19 protein-coding genes and 2 tRNA genes are annotated in these 20391 nt (G+C 35.4%); 7 read left to right on the top strand and 14 right to left on the bottom strand.

The annotated features are described in order from the left end of the window. Positions 1-34: 34 nt before the first annotated feature. On the top strand, positions 35-979 hold the full coding sequence (locus BMY39_RS00430) for a hypothetical protein (protein ID WP_092574014.1): 945 nt from the start codon (positions 35-37) through the stop codon (positions 977-979). Between the two features lie 105 nt (positions 980-1084). Here the strand turns inward: BMY39_RS00430 and BMY39_RS00425 are convergent, their stop codons facing one another. From BMY39_RS00425 to BMY39_RS00415, 3 genes are read right to left on the bottom strand one after another with little or no spacing between them, the layout of a single operon-like run. After that, positions 1085-1705 carry a class I SAM-dependent methyltransferase gene (locus tag BMY39_RS00425; protein WP_092574012.1) on the bottom strand — a complete coding sequence of 207 codons (621 nt, stop codon included), beginning with the start codon at positions 1703-1705 and terminating at the stop codon, positions 1085-1087. Between the two features lie 49 nt (positions 1706-1754). Further along, entirely contained in the window at positions 1755-2585 is an 831-nt protein-coding gene (locus BMY39_RS00420) for a hypothetical protein (RefSeq protein WP_092574010.1), read from the bottom strand. A gap of 14 nt (positions 2586-2599) precedes the next feature. Continuing rightward, positions 2600-3130, bottom strand: coding sequence for an RNA methyltransferase (locus BMY39_RS00415; protein ID WP_092574008.1), 531 nt, complete (start codon positions 3128-3130; stop codon positions 2600-2602). Positions 3131-3337: 207 nt separating this feature from the next. On the opposite strand from BMY39_RS00415, the gene mutS reads away from it, so the two are divergent. The 3 genes from mutS to BMY39_RS00400 all read left to right on the top strand — a co-directional run bounded on the left by mutS (position 3338) and on the right by BMY39_RS00400 (position 6257). Then, the gene (gene mutS, locus BMY39_RS00410) at positions 3338-5950 is read left to right on the top strand and encodes a DNA mismatch repair protein MutS (protein WP_092574006.1); all 2613 of its coding nucleotides are present in this window, start codon (positions 3338-3340) and stop codon (positions 5948-5950) included. A 96-nt stretch (positions 5951-6046) separates the two neighbouring features. Continuing rightward, a tRNA-Gly gene (locus tag BMY39_RS00405) sits at positions 6047-6118 on the top strand. A gap of 54 nt (positions 6119-6172) precedes the next feature. Continuing rightward, positions 6173-6257 (top strand) — tRNA-Leu (locus BMY39_RS00400). A 58-nt stretch (positions 6258-6315) separates the two neighbouring features. Here BMY39_RS00400 and BMY39_RS00395 read toward each other — a convergent pair. Both BMY39_RS00395 and BMY39_RS00390 read right to left on the bottom strand, forming a co-directional pair. Continuing rightward, entirely contained in the window at positions 6316-6735 is a 420-nt protein-coding gene (locus BMY39_RS00395) for a hypothetical protein (protein ID WP_092574001.1), read from the bottom strand. 82 nt (positions 6736-6817) lie between these two features. After that, entirely contained in the window at positions 6818-8113 is a 1296-nt protein-coding gene (locus tag BMY39_RS00390) for a 3-deoxy-D-manno-octulosonic acid transferase (RefSeq protein ID WP_092573999.1), read from the bottom strand. Positions 8114-8207: 94 nt separating this feature from the next. On the opposite strand from BMY39_RS00390, the gene BMY39_RS00385 reads away from it, so the two are divergent. Together BMY39_RS00385 and galE are read left to right on the top strand one after the other, a co-directional pair. Continuing rightward, on the top strand, positions 8208-9365 hold the full coding sequence (locus BMY39_RS00385; RefSeq protein WP_092573997.1) for a DegT/DnrJ/EryC1/StrS family aminotransferase: 1158 nt from the start codon (positions 8208-8210) through the stop codon (positions 9363-9365). Beyond that, on the top strand, positions 9358-10383 hold the full coding sequence (galE, locus tag BMY39_RS00380) for a UDP-glucose 4-epimerase GalE (RefSeq protein WP_092573995.1): 1026 nt from the start codon (positions 9358-9360) through the stop codon (positions 10381-10383). Before BMY39_RS00385 ends, galE begins: the two co-directional genes overlap by 8 nt. A 38-nt stretch (positions 10384-10421) precedes the next feature. Here galE and lspA read toward each other — a convergent pair whose 3' ends face one another. The 4 genes from lspA to BMY39_RS00360 all read right to left on the bottom strand — a co-directional run bounded on the left by lspA (position 10422) and on the right by BMY39_RS00360 (position 14329). Further along, positions 10422-10931 carry a signal peptidase II gene (gene lspA / locus BMY39_RS00375; RefSeq protein WP_092573993.1) on the bottom strand — a complete coding sequence of 170 codons (510 nt, stop codon included), beginning with the start codon at positions 10929-10931 and terminating at the stop codon, positions 10422-10424. Beyond that, on the bottom strand, positions 10932-11825 hold the full coding sequence (gene fabD, locus BMY39_RS00370) for an ACP S-malonyltransferase (RefSeq protein WP_092573991.1): 894 nt from the start codon (positions 11823-11825) through the stop codon (positions 10932-10934). It lies immediately after the preceding gene. Positions 11826-11923: 98 nt separating this feature from the next. Beyond that, the gene (locus BMY39_RS00365; protein ID WP_092573989.1) at positions 11924-13387 is read right to left on the bottom strand and encodes a sialate O-acetylesterase; all 1464 of its coding nucleotides are present in this window, start codon (positions 13385-13387) and stop codon (positions 11924-11926) included. A 15-nt stretch (positions 13388-13402) separates the two neighbouring features. Then, positions 13403-14329, bottom strand: a complete 927-nt coding sequence (locus tag BMY39_RS00360) for a dihydrofolate reductase (protein WP_092573987.1) — start codon at positions 14327-14329, stop codon at positions 13403-13405. Between the two features lie 282 nt (positions 14330-14611). Here BMY39_RS00360 and BMY39_RS00355 point away from each other — a divergent pair, with 282 nt between their 5' ends. Then, on the top strand, positions 14612-14908 hold the full coding sequence (locus tag BMY39_RS00355; RefSeq protein ID WP_092573984.1) for an isoamylase early set domain-containing protein: 297 nt from the start codon (positions 14612-14614) through the stop codon (positions 14906-14908). Positions 14909-15263: 355 nt separating this feature from the next. On the opposite strand, the gene BMY39_RS00350 is transcribed toward BMY39_RS00355, so the two are convergent. From BMY39_RS00350 to BMY39_RS00330, 5 genes are all read right to left on the bottom strand, one after another. After that, entirely contained in the window at positions 15264-15980 is a 717-nt protein-coding gene (locus tag BMY39_RS00350; RefSeq protein ID WP_092573982.1) for a hypothetical protein, read from the bottom strand. A gap of 198 nt (positions 15981-16178) precedes the next feature. Then, positions 16179-17003 carry a thymidylate synthase gene (locus tag BMY39_RS00345; protein WP_092573980.1) on the bottom strand — a complete coding sequence of 275 codons (825 nt, stop codon included), beginning with the start codon at positions 17001-17003 and terminating at the stop codon, positions 16179-16181. Between the two features lie 128 nt (positions 17004-17131). Continuing rightward, positions 17132-18658, bottom strand: coding sequence for a NupC/NupG family nucleoside CNT transporter (locus BMY39_RS00340; RefSeq protein WP_245738104.1), 1527 nt, complete (start codon positions 18656-18658; stop codon positions 17132-17134). 10 nt (positions 18659-18668) lie between these two features. Then, complete coding sequence (locus BMY39_RS00335; RefSeq protein WP_092573978.1) at positions 18669-19286, bottom strand: bifunctional nuclease family protein; 618 nt, start codon at positions 19284-19286, stop codon at positions 18669-18671. 123 nt (positions 19287-19409) lie between these two features. Next, positions 19410-20369 (bottom strand): electron transfer flavoprotein subunit alpha/FixB family protein, encoded by a 960-nt coding sequence (locus BMY39_RS00330; protein ID WP_092573977.1) that lies wholly within the window; start codon positions 20367-20369, stop codon positions 19410-19412. Between the last annotated feature and the right edge of the window lie 22 nt (positions 20370-20391).

The raw sequence follows: 20391 nt of genomic DNA, 5'->3' as shown, positions 1-20391 counted from the left end.
TAAATCTTTATTTTTGCTGAAAGTTCAAAAAAATATGAAAAAAATAAACACTTCTTACAAAATAAGAATATTAACAATTACCTCATTAATTGTTTTTGCTGCTTTCTTCTCTTGTTCATCTGAGGACACAGACCTTACCAAAGCAATAGAAGAAATCATTGTCGATCCAGACCCAGATACGGACCCAGATCCAGGTTCATTGGTAGCAGTTGATGAAGATACTGGTGCGTACACAACATGTAACCCTGATGGTGAAAATGCTACTAGAACATCAAACGATTTACCAAACCCTGTAAATATTGGAACTATTGATGATAGAAGTTGTTATGCGAATTACAAAGAAGTTGAAATTGATGGACTTAAATGGGGAATATATAATATTGCAGCTGGCTCCAATAATATTGATGCGCCAAATACTTTACAACCTCGAATAGAACGCTCATTACCAGTAGCAAACTCTAATGTAGGATCATCAGTAAAATTTACTGGAGACTTTAGGATTCTTGAAGTAGCTGATGCAGGCTCTTTTGGTCAAGATGGTACATACATAGCACAAGCCAAAGGACAACACACTGGTGGTGGTGGTTCTCCTGATCCTGCTATCTGTTTATATAGAGCACATCCTGTTTACGGTACAGGTAGTAATTCAGACAAGCAAGTGGCTTTCGATGTTTATGCTGAGCGTATATTAGAACGTGGTGGGTCAGGAAGCGGTAGAGAAGTAGTTCTACTAAAAAGAGTCAATAAAAATGAAATAACTTCTTTTGTGTTAGAGGTAGGTTTTAAAGTAGATCCAAACGATTCTTCAAAAAAAATACACTATTGTAATGCCATAATTGGAGGTGAAGCATTTAATTGGAATATTCCTTCACCAGAAAGAGGAACGCAATCAAAAATTAGATATGGTGCGTATCGTGTTAGAGGCGGGAGAGCACAAATTAGATGGGCGAATACTACGCATGATAGAGTTCAAAACTAACTTGAGCTTGAATTAGAAGCGTATTCAGTATATGTAAAATAAACAAGGCTGCCCTCTCAGGCAGCCTTGTTTATTTAGTAGGGGTACAAGCGAGTACTAAACGTTTTAGGGTAATTGATATAATGTGGTGATGATTTGACTTTTAGTGGAGCTCTCTACATAATATGTCGTTAGGTGTTCGGTATCCTTAATTTTTAAATTAAACGGAGGTCTTGATAAATCAACACCGCTATTCTGTTTTAACCGAATACCTTGACCAGAAATAATATCTTTATTAGGTTCAAAATTTCCCAAAGGAATATGCTCTGTAAGAATTACATATTTATAACTTGAAACTTTTTCAATAATTTTTAGTATTTCAGCATTTGATAAATGCTGAAATACTTGTCTTAAAATAATACAATCCGCTTTTGGAAGTTCGTCTTTTGCAATATCTAAACAGTCAAACTCTAAATTATCAGCGTTAAAAAGCTTTTTATTTCTTTCAATCAGATTGTCAACTATATCTACGCCAATATATTTCTTGGTGTATTTAACTAAGTATTGCCCAATATTAAAATCGCCACATCCCAAATCGCAAACGCTTAGTGGTTCATCAAGCGACTTTAAAAACGCAATTACCGATTCTAGATATGGTACAGTAATATTGGGGTTATGCGAACCTTCACCTGAGTAAAAATCAAAGCTACTCCCTCCCCAAAGGTTGAGGTCGTAAATTTGTTTCATTACGGCCTTGGTAGGCCATGGTGTTTTTGCTTTTTTAGGGATAAAATTTTTAATTATCGCTATTGGTGTTATGTGTTTTTAGCCATTCTTCCCCATCTTTATCCACGAAAAAATCCATCCAAACATAATACATTTCATTATTGGCATTAACGCTTACAGAATGACTTGAGCCGCGTGGAATATGAAGTAGTGAATATTCTGGGAAATCTACTTGGGCATCGTCTGCGTACACTATGGTTTGGTTGTTGGCGAGTCCTAAAAATAATTGCTCTAACATAGCATGTTCATGGGCGCCAACTGCATCTGGGCCAATAGTTTTAACGGTGCCCATGGCTACTCTTGGAATGTGCTTGTTAGGCAAAATAGTTCTACTTGTTGTTTGCGGACTCTTAATAGGCTCTGTATACGATTCACAATCTGTGAACTTTTTAAAATAAATACTATTGGTGTTTTCTGTCGGAAACGTTTTTATGTCTTCTTTATCCAGTTCGGTCTGTAAAACAGATATTTTTAAATAATGCAGCGTATTGTTTTCAAGAGGTTTAAACGAAATATCTTCAACAGTATTAGGTAGCATAATGGTTTCGGGGACGATGCTATAAATACTATCGCCCGAGGTGAGGTTGCCATATCCTTTTATAAATAAATAAATAGTTTTGTATCCTTCTTTAAGCTCTACCTTTTTAGTGATGTTGCTAGTAATGGCAACATGCTCGCTGGTAACGCCGTTAATTTCATTATTTAAAATAGTAAGTTTCTGCTCTTGCTTGTTTGGTGATAATTCCATTGAGAGGTACTCAATAGGAATGTATTGCTTATCCTTACACCCCAATAGCAATAGTGAAATTGTAAGTAGCGAAAAAATAAATTTAAGTTTCATATTTTATTATGCTTTTAATGCTCTAATTTACTGAATAAATCCCATACTACTACCCCGCAACTTACCGAGATATTCAAAGAGTGTTTTGTTCCAAATTGTGGAATTTCTATAACTTCATCACTAGCATTAACCACATTTTGCGCCACACCTTTTACTTCGTTTCCAAATACTAGAGCGTAGGTAGCTTGTGGTTGAGGTGTAAATTCATTAAGCATGGTGGCATTTTCGGCTTGCTCTATGGCACATATTTTAATGTTTTCAGCTTTTAATTTCTCAACTAAGTCTAAAGTGTTTTTTACATATTCCCAAGCTACGGTATTGGTACTTCCCAAAGCTGTTTTATGGATGTCTTTATGGGGTGGTGTTGCCGTTATGCCACAGAGGTAAATTTTTTCGACTAAAAAGGCATCACTCGTTCTAAATACCGAGCCTATGTTGTTTAAACTTCTAATATTATCAAGAATAATAATAATAGGTGTTTTTTTGGCCGCTTTAAACGCCTCAACATTTAACCTGTCTAATTCACTATTTTTTAATTTTCTCACTTTTTTAAGCTATAATGCCATGCTGGACATAGTGGAAGTGTCTTTTGGTATTAAGATGCTTCACTTCGTTCTGAATGACAAGTTATTGTTGAAATCTCGGCTCAATTGTAAATAACTTGTGATGCTTCAACTTCAAAAAACATGAAATTAATAGTACATTGCAAGCTACGATTTACACAAAAATAAGACTAAAAAACCACTTGACCATTGGCTAAAAAAGCAAAAAAGGCAACACCGTTAATGAAACAGTACAATGCTATTAAGGCAAAGTACCCTGATGCGTTATTGTTGTTTCGGGTAGGCGATTTTTACGAAACCTTTGGGAGTGATGCTGTAAAGGCCGCCGGTATTTTAGGTATAATTTTAACCAAGCGCGGTGCTGGCAGTGAAAGCGAAACCGAATTAGCTGGATTTCCGCACCATTCTTTAAACACCTATTTGCCAAAGCTGGTAAAAGCAGGCGAGCGTGTTGCTATTTGCGACCAATTGGAAGACCCTAAACAAACCAAAACCATTGTAAAACGTGGCGTAACCGAATTGGTAACTCCAGGAGTAGCAATGAATGATGAAGTGTTGGTCTCTAAATCCAACAACTTTTTGTGTTCGGTATATTTCGATAAAAAATATATTGGGATCTCTTTTTTAGATATTTCTACGGGCGAGTTTTTAACCTCTCAAGGCAACGCAGAGTATATTGATAAGTTGCTCCAAAATTTTAACCCTAGTGAAGTATTGGTCTCTAAACAAAAACGAACTCTCTTTAACGAGACTTTTGGCAACGATTTCCATACGTTTTATTTAGAAGATTGGGTATATCAAACTGATTATGCCTATGAAACCCTAATCAAACACTTTGATACCAAAACACTTAAAGGTTTTGGGGTTGAAGATTTATATGAAGGTGTTATTGCCTCGGGTTCTATCTTGCATTATTTAGGCGAAACCCAACATCATAAATTGCAACACATTACGTCTATTGCCAGAATTGCAGAAGATGATTATGTATGGATGGATAAGTTCACCATTAGAAATTTAGAGCTGTATAATTCTACCAATAATAATGCGGTAACGCTCTTAAATGTAATAGATAAAACCATATCGCCAATGGGTGGGCGCTTATTAAAGCGTTGGTTAGCATTGCCATTAAAAAATATTAAAAAAATAAAGCAAAGGCATGAGGTAGTAGATTTTCTTACCAAAGAAGACCCAGTGCTTCAAAAAATTCAAAATCATATTAAACATATTGGTGATTTAGAACGTCTCATTTCAAAAACCGCTACAGGAAAAGTGAACCCGAGAGAGGTCATCCAACTTAAAAATTCACTAGAAGCTATTGTGCCCATAAAAAGTATAGCTTCAAATTCTAAAAATGAAGCGTTGCGAATTATTGGCGATAACCTACAAAGCTGTGAGGTACTTCGCGAAAAAATAAAAGAAACGCTGAACGAAGACGCACCTGTAAACGTTTTAAAAGGAAATACTATTGCAACTGGTTTTTCTTCGGAATTGGATGAACTACGAGGCTTATCAAAATCAGGTAAAGATTATCTAGATAATATGCTAGAGCGTGAAAGTGAGCGAACAGGTATTACATCGCTTAAAATAGCATCCAATAATGTATTTGGATATTATATTGAAGTGCGTAACACCCACAAGGATAAAGTGCCAGAAACATGGATTAGAAAACAAACCTTAGTAAGTGCTGAACGCTATATTACCGAAGAACTTAAAGAATACGAAGCAAAAATATTAGGTGCTGAAGAACGTATTTTAACCATAGAACAGCAATTGTTTTCTGAGTTGGTAGCTTGGATGAACCAATACATTAAAGCAGTACAACAAAATGCGTATTTAATTGGGCAATTAGATTGCTTGTGCGGTTTTGCGCAATTGGCCAAGGATAACAATTATGTGTGTCCAAAGATGGACGACTCCTTCGATTTAGATATAAAAGATGGACGTCATCCGGTTATCGAAAAGCAATTGCCATTGGGTGAGGCTTATATTGCCAATGATGTGTTTTTGGACAGAACTTCCCAACAAATTATTATGATTACAGGTCCCAATATGTCTGGTAAATCTGCAATTTTGAGGCAAACTGCCTTAATAGTATTATTAGCTCAAATAGGAAGTTTTGTGCCTGCTAAGGAAGCAAACATTGGTTTGGTGGATAAGATATTCACCAGAGTTGGCGCTAGCGACAATATTTCAATGGGCGAATCTACCTTTATGGTAGAAATGAACGAAACAGCATCTATTCTAAATAATATTTCTGATAGAAGTTTAGTGCTGCTAGATGAAATTGGGCGTGGTACAAGTACCTATGATGGTATTTCTATAGCATGGGCTATTACTGAATATTTACATGAGCATCCTTCAAAGCCAAAAACGCTATTTGCTACACATTACCATGAGCTTAATGAAATGTGTGAAACATTTGGGCGCATCAAGAATTTTAATGTTTCTGTACAAGAGCTGAAAGACAATGTTCTGTTTTTAAGAAAATTAGTTGAAGGAGGTAGTGCACACAGCTTTGGAATTCACGTTGCAAAAATGGCAGGAATGCCACAACAGGTTTTGCGTAGAGCCAATAAAATTTTAGAGAAACTCGAGAAATCTCATTCTAGTGAAGAGTTAACAGATAAGGTGAAAACTTTAAATGATGATATGCAGTTAAGTTTCTTTAATTTGGATGACCCTCTATTGGAAAATATAAAAGACGAAATATTACATATTGATATAGATACGCTAACACCAGTTGAAGCACTCATGAAACTCAATGAGATTAAGCGCATGCTAGTTAAGAAAAAACAAGCCTAAAAAAAGTTTTATTATTTTTTTCAAAAGGCTTTGCATTTCCTAGAAATAGTTTAAATTTGCATCCGCAATCGAAAGCTTGCACGTTCATTACAAACTGCGAAAGTAGCTCAGGGGTAGAGCATCACCTTGCCAAGGTGAGGGTCGCGGGTTCAAATCCCGTCTTTCGCTCTGAAACTTTCTTAAAATATACCAATTCAATGTGCAATTGCACTGTCGAATTATGCTGAAGTGGTGGAATTGGTAGACACGTTGGACTTAAAATCCAATGGCCATTATGGCCGTGCGGGTTCAAGTCCCGCCTTCAGTACAAAAGCCTTTACAAGATTTCTTGTAAAGGCTTTTTTTTGTAAAAGTTATTTTTTTGATTATTTCACAGTAATAGTGATTTTCGGATCAATCTTCTTAAGAGAATCTTCTAGTTTTTTTACAGCGGCTTCAACTTCATCTTGATGACCACTAAACGTTTTTGAACCTTTTATCTCTTTACCGGCAACAGTATATGAGTAGTCCACTACAACCTCCTCTTTATCTACTAGTTCTTTAGCCGCTTCAACTGCATCATTTACAGCTTCACCTGTTTCTTCAGCAGCGTCTTCAATAGACTCTCCTGCATCTTCAGCAGCTTCAGAAACGGCATCAGCAGCGTCCTCCATAGCATCTTCCGTTGCTTCTGCTGCATTTTCTATGCCTTCTTCCATAGACTCAGCTTTTTTGTTGTCTTTACAAGAAGTAAATGTTAAACTTAATGCTAAAAGTAAAGTTGTTCCTAAAAGTAATTTTTTCATGGTTTTTGTTTTAAGTGTTAATTATTTAGTAATGCTAATATAAGTAAATTGCATAAATTTTTATATGGTTTATAACAATAAACTATATACGTAAGTAGTTAATAATTTGGATGACGGCACCCTTATATTTATTTATGTATGCTGCATTTTTTGATCCTGATATTGTGCGAAAGTTATCATTTTCAATAAGCTTGGTTAAAATTGTATCAAATTCGTTTTGGTTTTCTACAGCAAACATGCCACCATTATCAATAAGAGATTGAGCTTCAGGGAATTTTTGGTGGTTTTTTCCAATTAGTATTGGTATACCAAAAACGGCAGGTTCTAAGGTGTTATGCAATCCGGTAGTACCCATGGCGCCTCCAACATAGGCAATGTGAGCATAACTGTATATTTTTGATAAAAGCCCTATGGTGTCAATAATTAATACGCTATATTCCTTCAACGCTTTAGTGTCTTTTTCAGAATATAAAATAACTTCAGTATCAAGTTTAGACTTAAAATTATTAATTTGAGATGTTTTAATGTTGTGAGGTGCAACTATGTACTTTACGTCATTGTTTTTCTTGCTATTAATAAAGTTAACGAATAAAGCTTCGTCTTCGGGCCATGAACTGCCTACAACTATGCACATCTTTTGGTTGAGAAACTCTTCAATAAATTGCAACGAATTATCAATTTTTAGTTGGTTGCTTACCCTATCGAAACGGGTGTCTCCTGAAACAGTAGTATTGTTATAGCCTATGGATTTTAATAATGTTTTTGAATATTCGTTTTGAGTGAATATATGTTCAAAAGTAAACAAAGCCTTTCGGAACATGCTGCCGTACGGTTTAAAGTAAATTTGGTCGTTTCTGAAAGCCGCCGAAATTAAAATTGTTCTAACACTATTATTATTAAGGGCATCTAAATAATTTGGCCAAATATCATATTTAACAAAAATGGCAAGTTCTGGTTTTATAATGTTTAAAAACCTAGAAGCATTTTTTTTGGTATCTAGCGGTAAATACACTACTACATCAGCGATAGGGGAGTTTTTACGTATTTCATAGCCTGAGGGTGAAAAAAAACTCAATACAATTTTATGGGTTTTATAACGCGCTCGTAGTTTTTCAAACACTGGTAGTCCTTGTTCGTATTCACCAAGGGAAGCGCAATGAAACCAAAATGTACGATGAGGTATATTTATATGTTCTTCTAGAACTTTAAAAGTTTTTCTGCGCCCTTCTACACCAAGTTTAATTTTGGTATTGAAAAATGCAGTAATTTTTAAAATAAAACTAATAAACTGTATACCCGTATTGTATATAAACTGCAAGGTTGAAATCTTTATGGCTAAAATACATTTCTTTGTAATAAATCTATGGATGACGTACATGAATTTTGTAATTTTGTCTACATAAAGCTCATACGGGCATAATTAAAATTAGACCAATATGTAATCATAATACATTGGTCTTCAAATTTTAAACATGAAGAAAATTCAAATGGTTGATCTAAGAGGTCAATACAACGACATAAGAGATGTTGTTAGTACTTCTATTGAAAATGTAATTGAAAACACTGCTTTTATTAATGGACCTAAGGTTCATGAGTTTCAAAAGAATTTAGAAGATTATTTAGGCGTAAAGCATGTAATTCCTTGTGCTAATGGAACAGATGCGTTACAAATTGCCATGATGGGGTTAGGGCTAGAGCCTGGTGATGAAGTTATTACCGCCGATTTTACTTTTGCTGCTACCGTTGAGGTTATAGCGTTGTTGAATCTTACACCAGTTTTAGTAGATGTTAATGAAGACGATTTTAATATAAACGTAGAGGCTCTAGAGAATGCCATAACCTCAAAAACAAAAGCTATAGTGCCTGTTCATTTATTTGGTCAATGCGCCAATATGGAAGCTATTTTAGAAATAGCAAAAAAGCATAATCTTTATGTGATTGAAGATAATGCGCAGGCCATTGGGGCTAATTATACTAATAGTGATGGTACTAAAGCAAAAGCAGGTACCATAGGAAACGTTGGTGCAACCTCGTTTTTTCCATCTAAAAATTTAGGTGCATATGGCGATGGTGGTGCCATTTTCACAAATGATGACGATTTAGCACATACCATAAGAGGAATTGTAAATCATGGCATGTACGAACGCTACCATCATGATGTAGTTGGTGTAAATTCTAGATTAGATAGTATACAAGCGGCTGTTTTAGATGCTAAATTACCAAAACTGGATAGCTATAATAAATCACGACAAAAAGCAGCAAGAAAATATAATGATGCCTTTAAAAGCATCGAAAATATCATTACACCAAAACTAACAAACGGCTGTGGCAAAAATATTTGTAATACTTGCGATTGCCATGTGTTTCATCAATATACCTTGAAAATAAAAAATACTGATAGGGACGCTTTGGTGAAACATTTAAACGCAAAGGGAATTCCTTGCGGGGTATATTACCCAATTCCGTTACACAAACAAAAAGCCTATGCCGATGACAGGTATAATGAAAAAGACTTCCCAATAACTAATAAATTAGTGCAAGAGGTTATTTCATTGCCAATGCATACCGAGTTAGATGATGAACAAATTGATTTTATTACATCAACAATTATAAACTTTATAAATGGATAAAATAGTAGTAACAGGGGGATTGGGATTTATTGGGTCGCATACTGTAGTTGAATTGCAAAATGAAGGCTACGAAGTAATAATAATAGACGATTTATCAAACTCTTCCATTAAAGTTTTAGATGGTATTACTGCCATTACTGGTAAAACACCAGTTTTTGAAAAATTAGATCTTAAAAGCAAAAATGGAGTGGAAGCTTTCTTTGCAAAGCATAATGATGTAAAAGGCGTAATTCATTTTGCAGCGAGTAAGGCAGTTGGAGAAAGTGTTCAGGAGCCTTTGCTATATTACGAAAATAATATTTCAACATTAGTTTATGTTCTTAGAGAACTCAAAAAACTGCCATCAGCAAGTTTTATCTTTAGTTCTTCTTGTACGGTTTACGGGCAAGCCGATGAATTGCCAATCACTGAGAATGCACCAGTAAAAAAGGCGGAATCACCTTATGGCAACACTAAACAAGTAGGAGAGGAGATAATACAGGATACATGTAAGGTCGTACCTAGTTTAAAAGCTATTGCATTAAGATATTTTAACCCTGTTGGTGCTCATGAATCTGTTGAAATAGGGGAGTTGCCAATTGGTGTTCCTCAAAATTTAGTACCATTTATTACGCAAACGGCTATTGGTCTGCGCGAACAATTATCAGTTTTTGGTGATGATTACCCAACGCCAGATGGCACGTGTATTCGTGATTATATTCATGTGGTAGATTTAGCAAAAGCCCATGTGGTGGCTCTCAATAGACTTTTAAGTGGTGAAAATAAAGCCAATTACGAGATATTTAATTTAGGGACAGGAAAAGGTAGTTCTGTTTTAGAAGTTATCCAATCTTTTGAGCGTGTTTCTGGTAAAAAATTAAATTATAAGATCGTAGATAGACGAGAAGGAGATATTACTGCGGCCTATGCCGATACAAATCGTGCCAATAATGAATTAGGGTGGAAAGCACAACTAACATTAGACGACGCTATGCGTTCTGCTTGGAACTGGGAGCAAAAGGTTAGAGGAGAGCAATAATTGAAAATTAAAACAACCAAATAGACTTAGAAATTTTCTTAAATTCTTTTGGTTGTTTTACGGTTTTCTTTTTTCTTAAACATCAAAACTACTAAAATAATCATGCCAGTAGTTACGGATAAATCGGCCAAATTAAAGATGCCAGTTCTAATAACGTCCGTGATGCGTATATATAAAAAATCTGTTACACTACCATATGCAAAACGGTCATAGACGTTGGCAATGCCCCCTCCAATAATGCTTGCAAATGCAAAGAGCGACCATCTGTCTAAGCTTTTATCTTTAATAACATGGCGCAACACTAAACCTAAAACTACCACTGGTAAAATAAGTAATAGAATTAGTTTGAGTGTGGGATTTAAGTCTCCACCCATACCTAAAAATGCACCATCGTTTTCCACATTCATTAATTGGAGGACGTTTCCAATAATTGGAGAAGATGATCCAGCTTCTACATAGGTTCTAACCAGTGCCTTTGAAATTTGGTCGGCAGCAATAGTCAAAATAATGGTTATAAAAATAAAGGCAGTACGACGAGTGATTTTCATTTATGAATTGGCTTCAAAAGTTGCAGATTCGGTTTGGGCGTCTCTGTTTATTTTTTTCACTAAGCCTTGCAGTACTTTACCAGGACCAACTTCTGTAAACAACGTTGCGCCATCGGCAATCATTTGCTGAACAGACTGCGTCCATCGCACGGGTGCAGTCAACTGGGAGATTAAGTTGGTTTTTATTTCATTTTCATCACTTACTGCACTTGCAGTAACGTTCTGATAAATATGACATGTTGGTGTGTTAAATGTAGTGTTTTCAATAGCTGCTGCTAGTTCCTCACGGGCAGGCTCCATCAAGGGTGAGTGAAAAGCGCCTCCAACAGGCAAAACTAAAGCACGACGCGCGCCTTCTTCCTTTAAGGTTTCGCAAGCCTTGTTAATGGCATCAATTTCCCCTGAAATTACTAATTGTCCGGGGCAATTGTAATTTGCGGCAACTACTACACCTTCGGTTGTTGCGCATACCTTTTCAACAATAGCATCATCTAAACCTAAAACGGCAGCCATAGTACTTGGTTGTAATTCACAAGCTTTTTGCATTGCTAGTGCTCGCTGTGAGACCAATTTTAAGCCATCTTCAAAATTTAATGTGCCATTGGCTACCAAAGCCGAAAACTCACCAAGAGAATGGCCTGCAACCATATCTGGTTGAAACGATTCTCCCAAAGTCTTAGCCAAAATTACCGAGTGTAAAAAAATAGCTGGTTGTGTTACTTTGGTTTCCTTCAAATCTTCAGCGGACCCTTCAAACATGGTATCTGTAATAGAAAACCCTAAAATATGATTTGCTTGTTCAAATAAATCTTGTGCTAAAGGAGAATGTTCATAAAGGTCTAAACCCATTCCTGAAAATTGAGCGCCTTGTCCGGGAAATATATATGCTTTCATTTATTACCGTTTTAGTTCCGCAAAAATAGCAATTTAATACTAATCATAGTGGTTAAGATTTCTATGTTGGATTAAAATGCATGAGTAATGGGTTATCCCTATTCAGCTCTAGTGGCGTTATCCCAACTGTCTGTTCTAAAAGAAGAAACCGGTAGTAAGTTCGTGCTGTATAAGGTCCCTGTAACCCAGTTTTTCCAACAATATCGGACTTCTTTGGGATGTAAAACTTTTGAACTTGTAACTAAAACCTTATTTCTATCTACTATTTTGGCTTCTGCAGGATGGAACACTTTATCTTCGCCAGCAATTTCAAAATCTTTTAGTGTATCAAAAGCAAATAATCCTAAATCCGCATGTTTGAAACTTAGTAGAATACCTCCATCTTTTTCTTCTTTTTCGTTAAATAGGGGTGAAATATGGTCTATGCTTTTATAACCATAGGTTTGATGTAAAGCATGAAGTAATAACCGATCTGCAACTTCTTTTTTCTTGGGGGGATGTATATAATATTTAGAACCAATATCTAAGGTGATGGCAATACCAGAATTAGGAATTAAATCAACGCAATTAAGCTGTGATTCTCGCATAAAAGCACTGTTTTCAGATGCTTGATATTTATCGTTACCGCTATAGATAAATGGTGCAATTTGAACAAAATAAAAAGGAAAACTCCCAATATTCCATCTGTCTCGCCAATCTTGTACCATAGCAGGAAATAATGTTTCGTAATATTTGGCCTCTTTCCTGTTCGATTCACCTTGATACCACAATGCGCCCGCTATTGAGTAATTAGTAATTGGGTGTATCATCGCATTAAACAAAGCGGTTGGGATATGTTGCGGTCTTTTTGAAATATCAGAGTTTGCAATAGCTACTGTTTCATATTTTGATAAAATATCCTCGCTTATCCAAGCTTCTATTGTACTGCCTCCCCAAGAGGTATGAATTAATCCAACAGGGACGTCTAAAATATCCTGAAGTTGTTGACCAAAAAAATACGCCACAGCACTAAATTTAATCACACTTTCTGGAGTTGCCTCTTGCCAAGATTTATAGTCACTAATATCATTTAAAGGTGTTTTAGAAGCCACACGTTCTACAGTGAATAATCGTAAATTCCGATTTTTTGCTTTGGTAGCTGTCATAGGGCCTTCAAATGTTGGTTGCCCCATGTAACCTTCCATAGGTTGTTGCATATTAGATTGCCCCGAACAAATCCATACTTCTCCAAAAAGTATATTGCTTAATTCTATGTTAGATGTTTTACTTGTAATCTTTATTGATTGTGCAGCTTTACTATTAGTGGTGTTTACGTTAATATACCAATCGCCATTATCGTCGGCGATTACATTTAAATTATCAGTAAGCCAACTTGTAGAAATAGTAATTGTTTCATTGGCATCTGCCCAACCCCAAAGTTTTACAGTAGTATTTCTTTGTAGTACCATATTTGACGATACAATTGCAGGCAGTTTTACTTCAGCATGAACTAAGATGCTAAAAAGGCAAAATAAAACGGTTGCCATTCTTAAAGGTGATAACGAAATTATTTTACGATACATTTTTTAGATTTTAAATTATGAGCGTTGGTAAGTTATAAAAGAAAACTCATAATCATGCTCCGCATCCTTTTTATTGAATACATTATTGGTTTCTTTCCATATAGTAGTATCAATTTTTGGAAAAAATGCATCTGCCTCAAAATCTTCATGTACGCGTGTGAGTTCAATTTTATCCACCAGATTCTTTTCTAAAGCCTGTTTGTAAATTTGTCCACCACCAATAATAAATGGCTGTTTATCAGCTTTGGCGGCATCAATGGCGTCTTCTAAAGAATGGACTATGATAACGCCGTTTGGTGCTTTGTAATCCTTTTGACGCGTAATTACAATATGGGTTCTATTAGGTAATGGTTTTGGAAAACTTTCAAAGGTTTTTCTACCCATAATAATATGGTGGCCGCTAGTTAGCGCTTTAAAACGTTTTAAATCATCGCTTAGATGCCAAATAAGTTGGTTGCCTCTGCCAATAGCATCATTTTCGGCCACTGCCACAATTAGAGTTATTTCAGAAGTCTTAGAAGTTTTGGTATCCCTTGCAATTTCATTGTACACCTCACTTTTCGCTTGCAGCACTTCTTCCTTTCGAAAGCCTTCTTTTAATTTCTCGATTCTAGATTGTTGTTTAGCAACTAATTTTTCTAGCTGTTGTTGTTCCCAAGCTTTTCCCATGAATTTGTGAGTTACAAAAACATTAAAAAGATGGTACAAAAATAAGAATAGCCATATAAGAATGGCATATACAAACCAATTAATACCAGCAAAAGTAAAATCTTTACCAATGCCTAAAACGGTATTAGCAACAATTATGAGTACACCGCCAATTAAAAACAAGACAAAATGAACGTATAGCCGCTTCTTTTGCTTAATGCGTTTTTGCGCATTTTTAATAAGCTCTAATTGTTCTTTATCAATTTGTGGTTGCTGTTTTTTCTTTCCGAACATTCCAATATTTTAAAAAGTAAAGTTAAAGCTTTTTAGCGAAACCCATAAAGAATACTTTGTTTGGGATTACGAAAACGTTTTAGGACGGAAATCGTTGAAAATCAGCATAAAACTAGCAAAATAGCATTACAAATACTTCAATTTTGCTCTTAAATTTTTCACATACTTCAAAATAAATGGAGTGCAAACTGATAAAATGATAATTCTTTAAACATTAAAGTTTTAAAGAGAATTAGAATTGTATTGTTTTATAAATTTGTACCATAATAAAACACTTATATTATGGCTATTAAAAAACAGTATTTAAAGAGTAAACCTATATGTAAAGTAACTTTTTCAATTGAAGCAGAAGATGCTAAAAAAGTTGCTGTAGTAGGTAGTTTTAACGATTGGAACGCTAAAAAAGCACCACTTAAAAAATTAAAAAATGGTACTTTTAAAGGTACTATAGATTTAGAAAAAGACAATTCTTACGAGTTTAAGTATATCGTAGATGGTGAGTATGTAAACGATGCTGCTGCCGATGCTTATGCATGGAGCGATTTTGCAGGTGCCGAAAACAGTGTTGTAACTGTATAAGTTTACACTTAAAGCATTAATTTAAAGCACCTTTTCATAGAAGGTGCTTTTTTTATTTGGGGGTTACCCCACCCTTCGACAAGCTCAGGGCAAGCGGGGTCGGGCTTTCCGCTATATCTTTTTTCGTGCCTCAAAAAGGATGCCGCTACAATCCCTAACACGGGTTAGTTTGCCAGAGGTGTTTCTTAAGAGTTATTATTAGTTTTTTGGGAGGTTCGTTTAACGTTTATGTACAAGGGAAGTTGCGTGTTTGTGTGCGAGGATTTTCCGAAGGAAAATCAGATGCAAGCAAACGAGCAATTAAGATTGGTTAAACTAAAAGTAGCAATTTTTAGATACTTTGTTGGCGTTAGTACTATTTATTAAAAGTATCTAATACAAATATATCTTTCTCAAAATATTTCTTATTCTCAAAACGATTAACTTTAACCGAGTCAGTTGTAATTGAGTCTTTATAAAAATACTCAACTATTATCCCTCGAAATTTCTTTTTGCCTACAGAATTGAAATATCTTCCAAAAGCTGCACTTTTTCCAAAATCAGTTGTAAGTCCAAGTGTGTTTTTCATGTCTTGTTCTAAATTCAAATTGAAAGTTGTATCAAGATTTACCTCTTTTAAGTTGGAAAAATCTTCGTTAAAGTTTATTGAATAATCTTTAGGTACAACTACCAAAATATTTGAATTTTTATTTTTAAAAAGAGGAGCTACTAAATCAATTTTAGCTTTGACGGGTTCATTAAGTTTAATTGTGTCCTTCTCAAAAGTCAAAATAAAGTGACTTCCTTTATTTTTTCGTTTATCGCCATTTTTGTCAAAGTACCAATCTTGATTAATATAAGCTTGTCCATTTATTTTGATGTATTCTGCAGTTCTGGTCAGAATTCCTGTAGAATCGTAGTAATGCCAAATTCCTATGGGTTGGTTATTGCCGAAAGTCAATCCCTCCGATTTTAAAATTCCGTTAGAGTAAAAATTCTTTTTTATTTGGTCAGACTCAATTTTCAATTTTTCTGTCTGCTGTTTGCAACAAATAAAAATCAGAGGAATAAATAATAATTTTAATCTAGACATTGTTCAGTATTAACGCCAACAAGGTAATAAACACAATTACGTTTGTTCCCATTATGTTTATTTCAATAAAGTTAAGTATAATTCTTACAATTGGCGTGTTGTCACTTGAAGAAAGTGCCTTTATTCAATTAATTTTAATAAGAAAAGCCTAAAAACTTAAAATGAAGATATCGTTCCAGTCTTTTAAGTCTTAAAACTCTAAACCGCCACAACCCCTTTAATATGCGGGTGTGGATTGTAATCTACCAAAGTAAAATCCTCAAAATCAAAATCAAAAATGTCCTTTATTTCAGGATTTAAAATCATTTTTGGTAACGGACGAATATCTCTTGATAATTGCAGCTCTAGTTGCTCGTAGTGATTGCTGTAAATATGGGCATCGCCAAATGTGTGAATAAATTCACCAGCTTCATAACCACAAACCTGTGCCATCATCATCGTAAATAAGGCGTACGAGGCAATATTAAACGGCACACCTAAAAAGATATCGGCACTACGCTGGTATAATTGGCAAGACAGTTTTCCGTCGGCTACATAAAACTGAAAGAATGCATGACAGGGTGGTAAGGCTGCTTTTCCATTCGCTACATTTTCACTAAAGGGTTTTGACGTATCTGGTAATACTGAAGGGTTCCAAGCAGAAACCAACATACGCCTGCTATTTGGATTGGTTTTAAGGGTATGGATTACTTCTTTTATCTGGTCAATCTCATCACTGTTCCAGTTGCGCCATTGGTGACCATAAACAGGTCCTAAATCCCCATTCTCATCTGCCCATTCATTCCAAATACGAACGCCATTTTCAGTAAGATAGTTTATATTAGTATCTCCTTTTAAAAACCATAGCAATTCATAAATAATAGACTTTAAATGTAATTTTTTTGTCGTTACCATTGGGAAACCTTCACTTAAATCAAATCGCATTTGGTAACCAAATACACTTTTGGTTCCTGTGCCTGTGCGGTCTTCTTTCTCGTTTCCGTTTTCTAAAACATGCTTTACTAAGTCGTGGTATTGCTTCATAACAACTTCCTGTTAAGGGAATTTCTTTTAGGTTGAACTCATGCTGCAGCGTAAAATCAGCGATTACGAATTTAAAGAAAAAGAGAGGTTAGACATTCACCAAAAAAGGAGATAATATCAAAAAGTTATTAACCAATAATCATACCGGCAATAGTAGCGGAAATTAAAGAAGCAATAGTGCCACCCAACAGGGCTTTCATTCCAAATTTCGATAAGGTTTTGCGCTGTCCCGGAGCTAAGGAGCCAATACCGCCAATTTGAATGCCAATAGAAGCAAAATTTGCAAAACCACACAACATGTAAGTTGCCATTATAACCGACTTCTCATACTTTAAGTGCGTAGCATTGGCAACATCTTTTAAATCGGCTAATTGTATATATCCTATAAATTCACTTGCCGCTAGTTTTATACCAAGAAGCTGGCCCATTAATGCCATATCTTCTTTAGCGACACCAATAAGCCACATTAAGGGCGCAAAAGCATAACCTAAAATAAACTCTAGGGAAAGACTCTCATATCTGGTGTTTTCAACAATCCAAGAATTGATACCGGAATAATGTCCAATTTTACCAAATCCGTAGTTGAACATGGCTATAAATGCAACAAAAACTAAAAGCATCGCACCAACATTAACAGCTAGTTTTAAACCTTCTGTCGTACCATTGGCAATCGCATCTAAAAAGTTAGATCCTATTTTGTCTTGAGAAACTTTTACATCAGTATTAATAGATTCTGTTTGGGGGTATAGGATTTTAGAAATTACAATGGCTCCAGGAGCGGCCATTACAGAAGCTGCTAATAAATGTTTAGCATAGAATAAACGTAATTCTGGGTCATCACCTCCAAGAAAGCCTATATATGCCGCAAGAACAGCACCAGCTACGGTTGCCATACCGCCAATCATCACCAAAAGCATTTCAGATTTATTCATTTTCTCTAAATATGCCTTTATTAAAAGCGGAGCTTCGGTTTGACCTAAAAAGATATTTCCAGCAACACTTAAGCTCTCAGCGCCAGAAATTTTAAGTAGTTTAGAGAGTAACCAACCAAAACCTTTCACTACTATTTGAATAACCCCCAAATAATATAGTACAGAGGTAAGTGCCGAAAAGAATATAATGGTTGGCAATACTTGGAACGCAAAAATAAATCCAAAAGTGTCCATGTCTACCACTAAACCTTCAAATAAGAACTTGCTTCCTGCTTTCGTAAATTCGAGTATTTGTACAAAAACACCACCAATAATTTCAAAAATATTCTTAATGAACCCTACTTTTAAAACACCAATGGCGATAACAAGTTGAAATGTAAGACCAATACCAACTACTTTCCAGTTTATCGCTTTTCGGTTACTGCTAAATAAAAACGCAATAAAAACAAGAGTAATCATTCCAAGAATTCCTCGCCACATACTAGCAAAAGAACTTCCTGCGCTTGGAATTATAGCAGTTGCTTTTTCGTTTTGTAAAGTGTTTTCAATGTCAATTTTAGATGTTGCCGTTGAATCTGCAACAAGGGTGGTGCGTATCTCGTTTCCTGCTTGATTTGTAAGTTCGGTTTTAGTTTCTTCTAGACTATTAAGTGCATCTTGAGAAAAAGAAGGTGTGCTTATTAAACACAATATGAAAACAATAGCAAAGAAAAATTGCTTCATAAAAGATTAGTTAACGTTTGGAGATTTCGTCGCGGATGCTTGCAGCTTTTTCGTAATCTTCATTGTTTACGGCTTCTTCCAAAAGTTGATGTAGTTCTTCCAATGATTTTGAAGAGTAATCCTCTTTTGATACCGCCGGTTCTAGTTCTCCAGCTAAAATGTCATCAACTAAAACACTGTCTTCAGGAGTTTCATCGTCATCTGTTTTGGGATCAACTTTCAAATAAATACCAGCCTTATCCAAAATATTTTTATAGGTAAAAATTGGCGCATCAAAACGTAAAGCTAATGCAATGGCATCACTGGTTCTAGCGTCAATAATTTCTTCAATTTTATCACGTTCGCAAATCAAACTAGAATAAAATACACCGTCTACTAACTTGTGGATTATCACTTGCTTTACCACAATATCAAATCTATCTGCAAAGTTTTTAAATAAATCGTGAGTTAACGGTCTAGGTGGGCGAATTTCCTTTTCTAAAGCGATGGCAATGGATTGTGCTTCAAAAGCACCAATAACTATAGGCAGTTTACGGTCGCCCTCTATTTCATTTAATATTAAGGCATAAGCACCATTCTGGGTTTGGCTGTATGAAATTCCTTTTATATTTAATCTTACTAAACTCATAAATCTATTAAAAACGCAAAGAACTGCTTAAATTAGAACTTTACCAACTGCAAACACAGTTTTTGGTATGAAATGCTAATTTAAGCAGTTCTACAGTACTACACAATTTACAAAAATAAATTATTACTGTTGTGCTTTAAATGTTTTTAGTTTTTCAATAAGTTGCGGTACTACTTCAAAAGCATCACCTACAACCCCATAGTCTGCAGCTTTAAAGAATGGTGCTTCAGGATCGGTATTTACTACTACTTTTACTTTTGAAGCGTTAATCCCTGCTAAATGCTGGATAGCTCCTGAAATGCCTATAGCAATGTATAAATTTGACGCTACAGGTTTTCCTGTTTGTCCTACATGTTCGCTATGTGGACGCCATCCTAGGTCTGAAACGGGTTTAGAGCATGCTGTTGCCGCTCCTAAAACATCGGCCAATTCTTCAATCATTCCCCAATTTTCGGGGCCTTTTAAACCTCTTCCTGCAGACACTACTATTTCTGCATCAGCAATGGTTACCTTGTCGGTAGCTTTGTCAACCGACTCTACTTTTACACCCAATTCTGGAATGGAAGGCGAAAAATCTTCGGCAGCAGCACTAGCACTATTTTCAACTAAGCCAAAAGCATTGTTGGAAACCCCTATAATTTTTATTTCTGATTTGATTTCCGAAATCTCAAAAGCTTTATTGGTAAACGCTGAACGTTTTACGGTAAACGGACTTGTGCTTGAAGGGGCTTCAACAACATTCGAAGCATAACCTGCGTTTAAACCAATCGCTAAAAGGGGCGCTAAATACTTGCTGTCTGCACTAGAACCAACTATAACTACCTGCGCATTTTCGGCTTCGGCTGCTTGTTTTAAAATAGCGGCGTAAGCATTGGCATTAAAATTATTTAAATCTGCATTGGATACTTTTAATACTTTATCTACGCCGTAATTTCCTAGTTCGGATGTGTCATCTGCATTGATAGTAACAGCAGTTACAGTTGTTCCTAATTGTTCTGCCACAGCTTTGGCATAAGAGGCCACTTCAAAAGCGGCTTTTTTAAATTTGTTTTGTTCTGATTCTGTATATACTAAAACTGACATAAAATTTTATTTTTTGTCATCC

The organism is Hyunsoonleella jejuensis (assembly GCF_900111025.1).
GTDB classification, from domain to species: Bacteria; Bacteroidota; Bacteroidia; order Flavobacteriales; family Flavobacteriaceae; genus Jejuia; species Jejuia jejuensis.
Note: the sequence above shows the minus strand (reverse complement) of the source record. Positions and strands in the feature narration are given on the sequence as shown.